A 14621-nucleotide genomic window follows, 5' to 3' on the forward strand; every position below is an offset into this window, starting at 1 on the left:
ATCCAGTGTTGCGTCCGCGCTGCACTCGCAGGGTCTTTATCCCAAAGTGGAACAAGTTAACGATGTCTTGCGCGCCACGTCCTTGATCTCAGTTACAACCGCTGGCTTCAATCCGGGCAAATACAGGGGGAACCCATGAAAGGGGGAATCATGGCAAAGGGGGAAAACCATGGCTGAGGAGACGGACGTCATCGTCGTCGGCGCCGGATTGTCGGGCCTCGTTGCCGCAACCGAGATCGCGGATGCGGGCAAGCGCGTGATCGTGGTCGACCAGGAGGGCGAGCAGTCGATCGGCGGCCAGGCGTTCTGGTCGTTCGGCGGATTGTTCCTGGTGAATTCGCCGGAGCAGCGCCGGCTCGGCATCAAGGACTCCCAGGACCTCGCCATGCAGGACTGGCTCGGCACCGCCGGCTTCGACCGCGACGAGGATTTCTGGCCGCGCAAATGGGCCGAGGCCTATGTCGCGTTCGCCGCCGGCGAGAAGCGCGACTGGCTGCGCGCGATGGGGCACCGCATTTTCCCCGTGGTCGGCTGGGCCGAACGCGGCGGTTATGACGCGATGGGCCACGGCAATTCCGTGCCGCGCTTTCACGTCACCTGGGGCACCGGCCCAGGGATCGTCGAGCCGTTCGAGCGGCGCGCGCGCGAGGCGGTGAAGAATGGCCGGCTGACCTTCAAGTGTCGCCATCGCGTCGATGCGCTGTCCATCACCAACGGCACCGTCGACGGGATCAGCGGCGCCGTGCTCGCCCCCGATGACGTCGAACGCGGCAAGAGCTCCTCCCGCAATGTCGTCGGTGAGTTCGCGATCAAGGCACAGGCCGTGATCGTGGCGTCCGGCGGCATCGGCGGCAATCACGAGCTGGTGCGGCAGAACTGGCCGGAGCGGCTCGGCACGCCGCCGAAGTTCATGATCTCCGGCGTGCCCGAACATGTCGACGGCCGCATGATGGGCATCACGGAGAAGACTGGCGCGCGGCTGATCAACCGCGACCGCATGTGGCACTATGTCGAGGGCATCCAGAACTGGTCACCGATCTGGCCGCGCCACGGCATCCGCATCCTGCCTGGACCGTCGTCGATGTGGTTCGACGCCACCGGCACGCGACTGCCGGCGCCGCTGTTCCCGGGCTCCGACACGCTCGGCCAGCTCAAATACATCATGTCGACCGGCTATGAATATTCCTGGTTCATCCTGACCCAGAGCATCATCAAGAAGGAGTTTGCGCTGTCGGGCTCGGAGCAGAACCCCGACCTCACCGGCAAGAGCTGGCGCATGACGATCAAGCGCGCCACCAACAAGGGAGCGCCGGCGCCGGTGGAGGCGTTCAAAAGCCATGGTGTCGACTTCATCGTGCGCGACAAGATCGAGGACCTCGTCGCGGAGATGAACAAGCTTGCCGGCAGCGACCTTCTCAAGCTCGAGCACATCAGGACGCAGATCGAGGCGCGCGACCGCGAGATCGCCAACCCCTACGTCAAGGATGCGCAGGTGATGAACATTCACAATGCGCGTCGCTACATCGGCGACAAGCTGATCCGCACCGCGTCTCCCCACAGGATCCTGGATCCCGCGCAGGGACCGCTGATCGCGGTCAAGCTCAACATCCTCACCCGCAAGACGCTGGGCGGTTTCGAGACCGACCTCGACTCGCGCGTCTTCGGCAGCGAGGGCAGCGTCATCCCCGGCCTCTACGCGGTCGGCGAGGCCGCGGGCTTCGGCGGCGGCGGCGTGCACGGCTATCGCTCGCTGGAAGGCACCTTCCTCGGCGGCTGCCTGTTCTCGGGCCGCAATGCGGGGCGCGCGGCGGCGAAGGCGGTGGGATAGGCCATGCGGCGGTGGATGCGCATCGGGGCACTGGCCGCGGCATTGATCGCGGCCTCGGCCGCATCCGCCGAGACGATCGACGTCAATGGCGTGAAGCGCTCCTACGCCGCGCAGCTTCCCGCGAAGAAGCCTGCACCGCTCGTGGTCGTGCTGCACGGCAAGACCCAGCGCGGCGCCGATGTAATCGCACGCACGGCGTGGCCGCAGGTCGCAAAGCGCGAGGGGCTGGCCGTGGTCTTCCCCGATGGCCTCAACCACGCATGGGCGGATGCGCGAACCAAAGCGGGGCCTGCGCTCCGCGGCCCGCCCGAGGGCACCGACGACGTGGCCTTCATCGCAACGCTCGTCGAGAAGCTGGTGGCGACCGGCACCGCCGATCCGAAGCGGGTTTACGTCACCGGCATCTCCAATGGCGGTGCCATGGCGATGACGCTCGTCTGCGCTCGCGCCGATCTGTTCGCGGCGGGCGCGAGCGTGATCATGAATCTCACCGACGAGGCCGCCGTCACCTGCCATCCGTCACGGCCGCTGCCGATGCTGCTCATGAACGGCACGGCGGACCCGCTGGTCCCCTATGCAGGCGGCCGCGGATCGAGCTATTTTGCCGCAGACGGTTTCTGGTCGACCGAGGAGACGCTGGCGTTCTGGCGCAAGCTCAATGGCTGCGAGGCCGATGATGCGGCCAGCACCGATCTGCCGGACCGGAACGCTGCGGACCAGTCCACGGTGACGCGGATCTCCTCACGCTGCCCTCGAGGCCACGACGTCGTGCTCTATCGCGTCAACCATGGCGGCCATCGCATGCCGGGGTTCTCGCCGGATGCCCGCTTCCCGAGGGTCGCAGCCGGCCTGCTCGGGCCGCAGAATGCCGACATCGACGGCGCCGAGACGATCTGGGCTTTTTTCAGTCAGTTTCAGTGAGGGCACATGCCTGGCGGTGACGCATGCGCCGCAGGCGATGCATGCGCGCCGGGGGTGGCACACGTTAAGTCGCTGGGCTAGACAGTGTCGCCATTCCAGTGAGGAGATCCGCAAATGAGCATTCAGCGTTTCGAAACCGGCCCGCGCATGAGCCAGGTCGTCGTGCACGGCAATACCGTCTATCTCGCCGGCGTCGTCGCCAACAAGGCGGCCGGTGAAAGCGTGACGAAGCAGACCCAGGACATCCTGGCCACCATCGACGGTCATCTCGCCAAGGCCGGCACCGACAAGTCGAAGCTGCTCTCGGCCACGATCTACATCACCGACATGAAGACCTTCGGCGAAATGAACGCGGTGTGGGACGCCTGGGTGTCGGCCGGCAACACGCCAGCGCGCGCCACCGTCGAAGCCAAGCTGGCGGCGCCGCAATACACCGTCGAGATCATGGTGGTTGCCGCGAAGTAATCGTCGCAGACAATCGCGTAAGCGAATGGAGCGCGATGAGACCCTCATCGCGCTCCCATTTTTTCGCGCAACGATGACCTCAGAGGTAATCGATCAGCGCGCGTGAACCTTCGATAGTCAGGACAGCCGATCACGGCCACATCGAAGGAGAATACCATGACCGACCCCGTCACCATCGCCCGCCGCTACATCGAGCTCTGGAACGAGCGCACGGCCGGCCGCCGCCGCGAGCTGCTCGGCGAGAACTGGACCAATGACGCGAGCTATGTCGATCCCCTGATGAAGGGCGATGGACGCGACGGCATCGAGGCGCTGATCGCCGGCGTGCAGCAGCGCTTTCCCGATTTCAAGTTCAGCCTGATCGGCGAGCCCAATGGTTATGGCGACCACATCCGGTTTTCCTGGGGCCTCGGTCCCGACGGCGCCGACAGTCCGATCAAGGGTACGGATTTCGCCGTGCTGAAGGACGGCCGCATTAGAAGCGTGACCGGGTTTCTCGACCAGGTCCCGGCCGGGGCGTGAGGCAGTCGGCCGCTCGCGGAGCGATCTTGCCTGTGGCCATCCTTCGAGACGCCCGCCGTTGGCAAGCCCTCAGGATGAGGACCGAGTGCGCTGCGCAGGGTTTCAACGAGTACCGATGCACCTTAGCCTCACCCTGAGGAGACCGCGAAGCGGTCGTCTCGAAGGGCGAGGCGCTTGCGTAGGTCGTGCGACAATGACCGAGTGGTAGCCCTCCTCGTGCAGGCGGAGAGGGCCGCACCCCTCGACGAAGCCATCCCTACGGCTTACCTGTCATGGCGTGACGCGCCGTATCCTCAAGAGTCAGGCCGAGACGCCTGCGCTGCTGCCTGACCGCTTCAAGGCGTGGTTCGCGGCCCGCGGCTGGTCGCCGCGCGCGCATCAGTTGGCGCTGCTGGAGAAAGCGCGCGAGGACGCCAGTGCGCTGCTGATCGCACCAACCGGCGCGGGCAAGACGCTGGCGGGGTTCCTGCCGACCCTGGTGGAGCTCTCGACCGAGGCGGCCGAACGGAAGGCGAATGAGAAGCAAAGCCTCGTCTCCACCGGCCGCGACCTGCAACGAACCGGCGGCCTGCACACGCTCTACATCTCGCCGCTGAAGGCACTTGCCGTCGACATCGCGCGCAATCTGGAACGGCCGATCGCGGAGATGGGCCTGCCGATCAAGGTCGAGACCCGCACCGGTGACACGCCAGTATCGCGGCGCCAGCGCCAGCGGCGCTATCCGCCTGACGTGCTGCTGACGACGCCCGAGCAGCTTGCGCTGTTGCTGTCCTCCGACGACGCGCCGTTCCTGTTCTCTTCGCTGAAGCGCATCGTGCTCGACGAGCTGCATGCGCTGGTGACGTCCAAGCGCGGCGACCTGCTCTCGCTCGGCCTCGCGCGGCTGTGGCGGCTGGCGCCGCAGATGCGCGCGATCGGCCTGTCGGCCACGGTGGCCCAGCCGGATCAGCTCGCGCGCGTGCTGGTGCCGCAGCCGGATGGAAGGGAAGCCGCCGCCGACATCGTCGTGGCCGGCGGCGCCGCGCCGCCGCAAGTTCAGATGCTCGACACGCGCGAGCGCCTGCCCTGGGCCGGCCACAGCGCGCGCCACGCGCTCCCCGAAATCTACGAGCTGATCAAGGCGAACAAGACCACGCTGGTCTTCGTCAACACCCGCAGCCAGGCCGAGATGCTGTTCCAGAATCTCTGGAGCATGAATGACGACGGGCTTGCGATCGCGCTGCATCACGGCTCGCTCGACGTCGCCCAGCGCCGCAAGGTCGAGGACGCGATGTCGGCGGGACGCTTGCGCGGCGTGGTCTGCACCTCCTCGCTTGATCTCGGCGTCGACTGGGGCGATGTCGATCTCGTCGTCAATATCGGCGCCCCCAAGGGCTCCTCGCGCCTGATGCAGCGGATCGGCCGCGCCAACCATCGTCTCGACGAAGCCTCGCGCGCGGTGCTGGTGCCGGCCAACCGCTTCGAAGTGCTGGAGTGCCGCGTTGCGATAGACGCCATCGCCGAGAATGCGCAGGACACACCGCCCTTGCGCACCGGCGCGCTCGACGTGCTGGCCCAGCACGTGCTCGGTTGTGCCTGCGGCGAGCCGTTCCTCTCCGATGAACTTTATGCCGAGGTGCGCACGGCCGCGCCCTACGCCGAGCTGTCGCGGCCGGATTTCGACGACGTGGTCGATTTCGTCGCCTCCGGCGGCTACGCGCTGAAGACCTATGAGCGCTTCGCCCGCATCAAGGAGGACAAGGAGGGGCGCTGGCGCGTCGCCAATCCCAAGGTGCGGCAGAGCTACCGGATGAATGTCGGCACCATCGTCGAGGACGACATGCTGAAGGTGCGGCTGGTGCGCTCGCGCGGCGGCGGTCAGGGAAAAACGGGCGGCTCCACCGGCGTGATCGCACGGGGCGGCCGGCTGCTCGGCGAGATCGAGGAGGCCTTCATCGAGGGCCTCTCGCCCGGCGACACCTTCGTGTTCTCGGGCGAGGTGGTGCGCTACGAGACCCTGGTCGAGGACCAGGTCTATGTCTCGCGCGCGCATGACAAGGACCCCAAGGTTCCCTCCTATATGGGCGGCAAATTTCCGCTCTCGACCTATCTTGCCGAGCGCGTGCGCCGTCTGCTCGACGACGGACGCGCCTGGGGCGGCCTGCCGGAGCAGGTGCGCGACTGGCTGTCGCTGCAGAAGGACGTCAGCCGCGTGCCTGGGGTGCGCGAGCTCCTGGTTGAAAGCTTCCCGCGCGCCAACAAGCATTATCTGGTCTGCTATCCCTTCGAAGGCCGCCTCGCGCACCAGACCCTGGGCATGCTGCTGACGCGCCGGCTGGAACGGATGCGCGCGCGGCCGCTCGGCTTCGTCGCCAATGAATATGCGGTGGCGATCTGGGGGCTCGGCGATCTCTCCTCCATGATCCGCGACGGCCGGATCGACCTCAACGCGCTGTTCGACCCCGACATGCTCGGCGACGATCTGGAGGCATGGCTTGCCGAATCTGCATTGATGAAGCGCACATTCCGCAACTGCGCCATCATCTCCGGCCTGATCACGCGCCGGCATACCGGCGAAGAAAAGAGCCGCCGCCAGGTGCTGTTCTCGACCGATCTCGTCTACGACGTGCTGCGCAAGCATCAGGCCGATCACGTCCTGCTGCGCGCCGCACGCGCCGATGCCGCCACCGGCCTGCTCGATTTGCGCCGCCTCAGCGACATGCTGATGCGCATCCACGGCCGCATCACCCATCGGGAACTCGACCGCGTCTCCCCGCTGGCCGTGCCCGTGATGCTGGAAATCGGCCGCGAGTCAGTCTATGGCGAAGCTGCAGACGAGCTCTTGGCCGAAGCCGCCGACGAGCTCGTCAAAGAGGCGATGGATAGAAGCGGGTAGGACGTGACGACAGGCGCGCAGGTTTCGGAGGATATCGACGACATGCGCGTGTCCACGGTCACCATCAGCGACGTGACCTTCGCTGCCGATCTCTCCGGCGCGCTGTTCTGGGAAGAGCAGCGGCTGCTCGTCGTCTCCGACCTGCATCTGGAGAAGGGCTCCAGCTTCGCGATGCGGGGCGTGCTGCTGCCGCCCTACGATACGCTGGCGACGCTGAGCCGCCTCGCTGCTGTCATCTCCCGCCATGATCCGCGCACCGTCATCGCGCTCGGCGACAGTTTTCACGATCGCTCCGCGCACGAGCGCCTGTCGGTGGACGATCGCGAGGCCGTCGCCGCGCTCCAGACCGGACGCGACTGGATCTGGATCTCCGGCAATCACGATCCGATGCTGCCGCGCGATCTCGGCGGCACCGTCGCCGACGACGTCACGATCGGCCCGATCACCTTCCGTCACGAGCCGACCGGCGCGCGCGGCGAGATCGCCGGCCATCTTCACCCCAAGGCACGCGTCTCCGCGCGGGGCCGCTTCCTGGAGCGCCGTTGCTTCGCTTCCGACGGATTGCGCGCGGTGATGCCGGCGTTCGGCGCCTATGCCGGCGGCCTCAGTATTCGCGACGCCGCCTTCGCAAGGATCTTCCCGGCCAGGGGCTTCGTCGCCCATCTGCTCGGTGACCGCCGCGTCCACGCCATTGCGGCCTCGCGCTGCTCCTGAAATTTCGGCGGGATGCAGAACAAATTAAGAACACTTTAGCAAGTCTTTGATATATCATTGTGATTCGGCGCGTTGCCGACACAATATCTAGCGTATGTCAGATTTTGCGAGGACTAGATGTCCACCATCGCCTTCGATCAATTCGCTCTCACCCGGATCGCCGATTTCGCGCGGTCGCTGTCGCGGCTGCATCAGGCGGCGCGGCGCCAGCGGATCGACGACGATCAGTTCGACCGCGAGTTCAACGCGGTGTGCCAGTCGATCTGGGGTTATACCATCGACGACGTCAGCGATGATCTGTTCTCGACCGAGGATCATCTGTTTCTGGACACGCTGGACGAAGCGCAGGCGCGCATCTTCGCAGCCGGGCAGGGCTACGACCTCGTCGCCGAGACGGGAATGCTGACGGACTGGTGGGGCTTTTGCTGGATGATCCTGGCCGAGAAGCGCGGCCTGCTGACGGCGGAAAACCGCGCCGCCGCGCGCGCGGCGATCGAGGAGAAATATCTGGCGGCGCCGAACGTGATCGGGGTGATCATCGGGAGATAGTCTCGTGCCCCGGACGCAGCGCAGCGCTCCTTCAGCGGTGCGCTGCAGAGCCGGGGCCCATGTCTTCTGGAGTGTGGCGTGGGTCCCGGCTCTGCGGAGCAGCGCTACGCGCCGCACCGCGTCCGGGACACGAGAGCGAGCTTAATCGAGCCCCGCCCGCTTCGCCGGCTTCTGCGTCGTCGTCTTCGGCACCGTCACATTGGGCAGCGCCTCGCGCACGATCTCGGCCTGGGCCGGAGCATCTGCCGACACCGTCTCTGCGCGCACGGGGGCGACCTTCATCTCGCCGAGGCGGGCGCGGACCTGGGCGGTGAGGCCGGGATAGGAGGCGACGGGCGTGAAGTCCGCAGCCTGGTCGTTGCCGACGCGGATGCCGGTATAGGCGACGAGACCATCGGTGGTGGCGATCACGTCGCCGGCCTTCAGCGAGGAATCCAGGGCGAGATCGACCGGGGCAAGGCCGACCGGCTCACGGCCGTTGCAGGTGCAGTCCGACCGCAGCGCCTTGCGGTAGGCGAAGGCGTTCTCGCTGTCGGCGTAGCGCTCGCCGGTCTGCGAGGCGGCGCCGTCGATCGAGGAGCCGAAATAAACCTTGGTCGCGCTGGCGGGACAGAACGCCTGACACATCTGGGCCGGCGAGGCGAGGCCGCGCATCAGCGGAAAATATTTGCCGTCGCAGCTGCGCACGCAGAAGGCCGGGCCGGAGCCTCCGGCCGCGGCAGCGCGGGTCGGCGGCACATATTGGGGGCCTGCGGGATTCTGCTGGCCGGTGAAGGGATCGGCGTAGGAATTCGCCTGCTGCGGCACCTCGCGCTGCGGCCGCTGCTGCTGCATGCCGCCGAAGAAGAAGTCGAACAGGCCTTCGGCCGAGACCGGGGCCGGAGCTGCAAGCAGCGGTGCTGCAAAGGTGGCGGCCACAAGCATGGCGCGACGCCGCCGGCGCGCATGGGACAGGACTGTACGCAACGCTCACTCCACCCGACGCTACTGAACCGGCCGGGATCCCCTTGGGGATCTCAGCACATGATTCACCATAAGACGGGATGGTAAATGAGCGGTTGAGGGTAGACGCGTCTCGTGCCCCGGACGCAGCGCACCGCTACGTGCTGCGCCGCGCTCGGGACACGAGAGCCGTTACGCCTTCAAAAATTCCGACGCCTTGTAGAGCGAGCGGAACGGCAGGCCGGCCTCGCCGAAGGTGTCGGTGGCGCCTTCCTCGCGATCGACCATGGTCAGCACCAGCACCACTTCGGCACCGGTCTCGCGCACGGACTCCACCGCCTTCATCGCCGAGCCGCCCGTCGTGGTGACGTCCTCGACGATGACGACGCGCTTGCCCGCCAGCGTCTCGCCCCTGGGCAGGCCTTCGATCGCGAGCTTGGCGCCGTGCTCCTTCGGCTTCTTGCGGACGAAGAAGGCCGCGATTGGATGGCCCTTGATCCAGGAGATCTGCGCCAGCGCGCCGGCGAGCGGCACCGCGCCCATCTCGAGGCCGCCGATGAAATCGAGATTGTCGTCCTTCAGCGCCTCATAGGTCAGCTCGGCCAGCAGCGTCGCGCCCTCGGGGTCGAGCATGGTCGGCTTGAGATTGAAGTAGAAATCGCTCTTGCGGCCCGACGCGAGCGTCACCTCGCCGCGGCCGAAGGAGCGCCGGCGGATGATTTCGAACAGGCGGGCGCGGGAGGCAGATTTCGACACGGCGGTCCCTCGAACAGCGATTTTAGAGGAGGCGGAATTTATCCGCGACCGCCGCGACATTCCAGAGGGGGCGTCCCTCGTCAACAGGGATCGGCCATCCCCGGCCGCCGGTTGTGGGGACGCGACCTTCTGGGGTAGGTGAGAGCCCGGATCGGGCCGATACCTCCCTGGCAGGAAACGGGCAGAGGAAACGGGCATGGGAAGGAAACGAAAATGACCATCGAGCTGCACACCTGGAACACGCCGAACGGCCGCAAGATCTCGGTCGCGCTGGAGGAGATGGGGCTGCCCTACAAGGTGATCCCGGTGAACATCAGCAAGGGCGAGCAGATGGCGCCGGAGTTCCTGAAACTCTCCCCGAACAACAAGATTCCCGCGATCGTCGACCCCGATGGACCGGACGGCAAGCCCGTCAGCATCTTCGAATCCGGCGCGATCCTGCTCTATCTCGGTGAAAAGACCGGCAAATTCCTGCCGAAATCGCTTGGCCAGCGCATTCCGGTCTACGAATGGCTGATGTGGCAGATGGGCGGCTTCGGCCCGATGCCGGGCCAGGTGCACCATTTTATCGCGCTCGAGAACGAGCAGGACCGCGCCTACGGCCTGAAGCGCTACATGGCCGAGACCCGCCGGCTCTACGGCGTGCTCGACCGCCGCCTCGCCGACCACGATTTCGTCGCCGGCGACCTCTCGGTTGCCGATTTCGCCATTCTCGGTTGGGCCTGGCGTCACCCTCGCCACAAGGTTGATCTGGTCGACTTCCCCAACGTCAAGCGCTGGTACGAGGCGCTGATGGCCCGCCCGGCCGTGAAGCGGGGTATGGACGCGAAGCTGGATTGATCGTGGATGATTTTACCCTCTCCCCTTGTGGGAGAGGGTGGCTCGCCGCAGGGCGGCGAGACGGGTGAGGGGTCTCCATCCTCACGGGCGGACTTGCGCGTAGCGAGAACCCCTCATCCGGCGCTTCGCGCCACCTTCTCCCACAAGGGGAGAAGGAAGAAAGAACCTCACACCTTCTTCGCTTCCACCGCCATCCGCACCGCGAGCCCGGCCAGCACCGTCCCCATCAGCCAGCGCTGCACCAGCATCCAGCTCGGCCGGCTTCCCAGGAACAGCGCGATCGATCCGGCGGCGAGCGCGATCATCGCGTTGACGCTGACACTGATCGCGATCTGGATCGCGCCCAGCAGCATCGACTGCGTCAGCACGCTGCCGGCGGCGGGATCGATGAATTGCGGCAGCAGCGCCAGATACAGCATCGCGATCTTGGGGTTGAGCAGATTGGTGACGAAGCCCATCGCGAACAATTTGCGCGGGCTGTCGACCGCAAGCTTCCTGACCTGGAACGGCGAGCGTCCGCCCGGCTTCACCGCCTGCCAGGCGAGCCAGAGCAGATAACCCGCACCGGCAAAGCGCAGCGCGTCATAGGCAAAGGGAATCGCGAGCAGCAGCGCCGTGATGCCGAACGCCGCGCACAGCATGTAGAACACGAAGCCGAGCGCGACGCCGCCGAGCGACACGATGCCCGCCGCGGGACCTTGCGTGATCGAGCGCGAGATCAGGTAGATCATGTTCGGCCCCGGCGTGAGCACGAGACCAAGACAGACGAGAGCAAAGCCGAGCAGGGCGGATGTGTGGGGCATGAGCGAACCGCGGTGGGAGATGCAGCGGTTCTAATATGCGCGGTGATGTGGGGCCATCGCGCAATTGCTCGGAGGACAATTGAGGTCTCGTGTCCCGGACGCGGCGCAGCGTGAAACGGTGCGCCGCAGAGCCGGGACCCAGTGAGCGCGACGTGGGCCCCGGATCAGCAGCGCATCACGCCGCGAAGGGCGGCGCGCTGCGCAGCATCCGGGGAAAGCCGCCCTAATGCGCCTCGTCCCAATTGTTCGCCGCGCGCGCATCCACATGCAGCGGCACCGAGAGCAGCACCGCCGGGAACGGCGCGTCCTGCATGACGTGCTGCACGACCGGCAGCGTTGCCTCGACCTCGGCATCCGGCACCTCGAAGATCAGTTCGTCGTGCACCTGCAGCAGCATCTGCGCCGACAGCTTCTTCGCGGCGAGCGCGTCCTCGACCCGCGTCATGGCGCGGCGGATGATGTCGGCGGCGGTGCCCTGCAGCCGCGCGTTGATCGCGGCGCGCTCGTTGAAGGCGCGCACTGAGGCGTTGGAGGCCTTGATATCAGGATAGTGGCATTTGCGACCGAACAGCGTGACGACGTAACCGTTCTGCCGGCAGAAATCCCGCGTCTCGTCCATGTAGGCGCGGATGCCGGGGAAGCGCTCGAAATATTTCTTGATGTAGGCCGAGGCTTCCTCGCGCGCGATGCCGAGCTGGTTGGCGAGGCCGAACGCGGAGATGCCGTAGATGATGCCGAAATTGATCGCCTTGGCGCGGCGGCGGATCTCGCTCGGCATGCCCTTGATCGGCACGCCGAACATTTCCGACGCCGTCATGGCGTGAATGTCGAGGCCGTCGCGGAACGCCTGCTTCAGCACGGGAATGTCGGCGATCTCCGCGAGCAGGCGCAGCTCGATCTGCGAATAGTCGGCGGAGACCAGCTTGTGTCCCTTCGTCGCGATGAAGGCGCGGCGGATCTTGCGGCCGTCCTCGGTACGAACCGGGATGTTCTGCAGGTTCGGCTCGTTCGACGACAGCCGGCCCGTCGTGGTCGCGGCCAGCGCGTAGGTCGTGTGCACGCGGTGGGTCTGCGGGTTGACGTAAGTGGGCAGCGCGTCGGTATAGGTCGATTTCAGTTTCGAGACCTGGCGCCACTCCAGGATCTTGCGCGGAAAATCGTGCCCCTGCTCGGCGAGATCGTCGAGCACCTGGGCGGTGGTGGACCACGCGCCGGTCTTGGTCTTGGTACCGCCCGATAGGCCCATCTTGCCGAACAGGATGTCGCCGATCTGCTTGGGGCTGCCGACATTGACCGGCTCGCCCGCGATTTCCTGGATCTCGGCCTCGACGCGCGCGGCGGTCTGGGCGAAGTCGCCGGACAGGCGCGACAGCACCTGGCGGTCGATCGAGATGCCGCGGCGTTCCATGCGCGCCAGCACCGACACCAGCGGCCGCTCCAGCGTTTCGTAGACCGCGGTCATGTGCTCGGCGACGAGGCGCGGCTTCAGTACCCGCCAGAGCCGCAAGGCGACGTCGGCGCCTTCGGCCGACAGCGCGGCGGCCTTGTCGATCGGCACCTGGTCGAAGGTGATCTTGCCCTTGCCGCTGCCGAGCAGCTCGCTCTCCTTCAGCATGGCATGACCGAACCAGCGTTCGGACAACGAGTCCGGCTCCTGCGAGCCGCGGCCGGCATCGAGCACGTAGGAGATCAGCTTCGCATCGTCGGTGTTGCGCAAGGTGATGCCGTGCTGGGCCAGCATCACGGCGGCGAACTTGATGTCGAAGCCGATCTTGAGGATGCCCGGCGATTCCAGCACCGGCCGCAACGCCTCGATCGCATCCGCATGCTTGACCTGGTCCGGCGCGAGGCCGGCGTCGAACAGGCCGCCATCGCCGCCGGACTGCTTGTGCGCCAGCGGCAGGTAACAGGCCTCGTTCGGCGCCAGCGCCAGCGCGATGCCGCAGAACTCGGCCTGCATCGGATCGATGGAGTTGGCCTTTAGCTCGATCGCGACATGGCCGGTGTCATGGATGCGGGCGATGAAGGCGTTGAGCTCCTTCAGCGACTTGATCGCCTGATATCTGGTTCGATCGACCGGGAGCTTGCGCAGGGCCTCCTCCCGCGCGGCAGCCAGCGAGATCGGCGCACCCTTGAGGCTCGCCGATTTGTCGCCCTTGTCGCCGCCCGTTGCCGTGGCCGCCGGCGCGGCGAAGAGATCGCCGGACGCATCGGACGGTCTTGCAGCCGAGGCGCCGGCCTTGGCGCTGCTGCTGTTGCTCGCATCGGCATCGACATTGGCCGGATCGATCTGCGAATAGTCGGCGACGCGGCGCGTTAGAGTCGAAAATTCCATCGCCTTCAGGAAGGCGACCAGCTTGCGCGCGTCCGGCTCGTGGACGGCGAGATCGTCGAGTGGCACCTCGAGCTCGACCTTGTCGTCGAGCAGCACCAATTGCCGCGAGATGCGCGCCTTCTCGGCATTTTCCAGCAGCGCCTCGCGCCGCTTCGGCTGCTTGATCTCGGTGGCCCGGAACAGCAATTGCTCGAGGTCGCCATATTCGGTGATGAGCTGCGCCGCGGTCTTGATGCCGATGCCGGGCACCCCGGGCACGTTGTCGGTGGAATCGCCGGCCAGTGCCTGCACCTCGACGACCTTCTCCGGTGGCACGCCGAACTTCTCGATCACCTCGGGGATGCCGATGCGGCGATCCTTCATGGTGTCGTACATCATGATCTTGTCGTTCACGAGCTGCATCAAGTCCTTGTCGGAGGACACGATAGTCGTGGTGGCGCCGCGCTCGCAGGCCTGCCGCGCATAGGTCGCGATGAGATCGTCGGCCTCGAAGCCGCCCTGCTCCAGGCAGGGCAGGTCGAACGCGCGCACCGCTTCGCGGATCAGCGCGAATTGCGGAATGAGATCCTCGGGCGCCGGCGGCCGGTGGGCCTTGTATTCGGGATAGATCTTGTTGCGGAACGTGACTTCCGACTTGTCGAACACGATCGCCAGATGTGTCGGCCGGTTGTCGGCGGGCATGTCGCGGAGCAGCTTCCACAGCATGTTGCAGAAGCCGAGCACGGCGTTGACCTGCAGGCCGTCGGACTTTCGGTTCAGCGGCGGCAGCGCGTGATAGGCGCGGAAGATGTAGCCGGAACCGTCGACCAGGAAGATGTGGTCGCCCTTGCCGGCGGCCTTTGCTGCAACAGGTTTGGCCGAAACCGGTTTGGCAGCAGTTGGCGCAGCCTTTTTGCTGTCGGCGGCCTTGGGCTCAGCAGCCTTGGTGTCAGCTTTGACGGAGGTCTTCGGGGAGGTTTTGGGCATGGCCGCAATGTATGAATTTTTGCGGGCTTTGACAGCCTTGGAAGGGGGAATTTTGGGCAACTGGTGCCGCTATCCCCACTGTCATCCCGGGGCGCGCGACGCGCG

At 66.1% G+C, this 14621-nt stretch carries 12 protein-coding genes; 8 read left to right on the forward strand and 4 right to left on the reverse strand.

The features are described 5' to 3' along the window. Positions 1-169: 169 nt before the first annotated feature. The 7 genes from QRQ56_RS19610 to QRQ56_RS19640 all read left to right on the forward strand — a co-directional run bounded on the left by QRQ56_RS19610 (position 170) and on the right by QRQ56_RS19640 (position 7874). On the forward strand, positions 170-1828 hold the full coding sequence (locus tag QRQ56_RS19610; RefSeq protein WP_438742412.1) for an FAD-binding dehydrogenase: 1659 nt from the start codon (positions 170-172) through the stop codon (positions 1826-1828). A 3-nt stretch (positions 1829-1831) separates the two neighbouring features. Then, a complete protein-coding gene (locus QRQ56_RS19615; RefSeq protein ID WP_438742414.1) occupies positions 1832-2749 on the forward strand; it encodes an alpha/beta hydrolase family esterase in 918 nt (305 codons plus the stop codon). Between the two features lie 114 nt (positions 2750-2863). Further along, positions 2864-3214, forward strand: coding sequence for a RidA family protein (locus tag QRQ56_RS19620; protein ID WP_298245756.1), 351 nt, complete (start codon positions 2864-2866; stop codon positions 3212-3214). Positions 3215-3370: 156 nt separating this feature from the next. Continuing rightward, a complete protein-coding gene (locus tag QRQ56_RS19625) occupies positions 3371-3736 on the forward strand; it encodes a nuclear transport factor 2 family protein (RefSeq protein WP_438742416.1) in 366 nt (121 codons plus the stop codon). A 277-nt stretch (positions 3737-4013) separates the two neighbouring features. Further along, the gene (locus tag QRQ56_RS19630; RefSeq protein ID WP_438742417.1) at positions 4014-6611 is read left to right on the forward strand and encodes a ligase-associated DNA damage response DEXH box helicase; all 2598 of its coding nucleotides are present in this window, start codon (positions 4014-4016) and stop codon (positions 6609-6611) included. Between the two features lie 42 nt (positions 6612-6653). After that, positions 6654-7325 (forward strand): ligase-associated DNA damage response endonuclease PdeM, encoded by a 672-nt coding sequence (gene pdeM / locus QRQ56_RS19635; RefSeq protein WP_438743006.1) that lies wholly within the window; start codon positions 6654-6656, stop codon positions 7323-7325. Positions 7326-7442: 117 nt separating this feature from the next. After that, positions 7443-7874, forward strand: coding sequence for a hypothetical protein (locus QRQ56_RS19640; protein ID WP_438742418.1), 432 nt, complete (start codon positions 7443-7445; stop codon positions 7872-7874). Between the two features lie 141 nt (positions 7875-8015). On the opposite strand, the gene QRQ56_RS19645 is transcribed toward QRQ56_RS19640, so the two are convergent. Then, on the reverse strand, positions 8016-8798 hold the full coding sequence (locus QRQ56_RS19645; RefSeq protein WP_438742419.1) for a DUF2865 domain-containing protein: 783 nt from the start codon (positions 8796-8798) through the stop codon (positions 8016-8018). A gap of 210 nt (positions 8799-9008) precedes the next feature. Further along, positions 9009-9572 (reverse strand): orotate phosphoribosyltransferase, encoded by a 564-nt coding sequence (gene pyrE / locus QRQ56_RS19650; protein WP_438742420.1) that lies wholly within the window; start codon positions 9570-9572, stop codon positions 9009-9011. Between the two features lie 213 nt (positions 9573-9785). Here pyrE and QRQ56_RS19655 point away from each other — a divergent pair, with 213 nt between their 5' ends. Continuing rightward, positions 9786-10412 carry a glutathione S-transferase family protein gene (locus QRQ56_RS19655; RefSeq protein WP_438742422.1) on the forward strand — a complete coding sequence of 209 codons (627 nt, stop codon included), beginning with the start codon at positions 9786-9788 and terminating at the stop codon, positions 10410-10412. A gap of 167 nt (positions 10413-10579) precedes the next feature. Here the strand turns inward: QRQ56_RS19655 and QRQ56_RS19660 are convergent, their stop codons facing one another. After that, positions 10580-11215: a LysE family translocator gene (locus tag QRQ56_RS19660; RefSeq protein ID WP_438742423.1), complete on the reverse strand. Its 636-nt coding sequence runs from the start codon at positions 11213-11215 to the stop codon at positions 10580-10582. A gap of 223 nt (positions 11216-11438) precedes the next feature. Next, a complete protein-coding gene (polA, locus tag QRQ56_RS19665; RefSeq protein WP_438742425.1) occupies positions 11439-14516 on the reverse strand; it encodes a DNA polymerase I in 3078 nt (1025 codons plus the stop codon). Positions 14517-14621 lie beyond the last annotated feature (105 nt).

Origin of the sequence: Bradyrhizobium sp. U531, from assembly GCF_051710265.1 — a bacterium.
GTDB lineage: Bacteria > Pseudomonadota > Alphaproteobacteria > Rhizobiales > Xanthobacteraceae > Bradyrhizobium.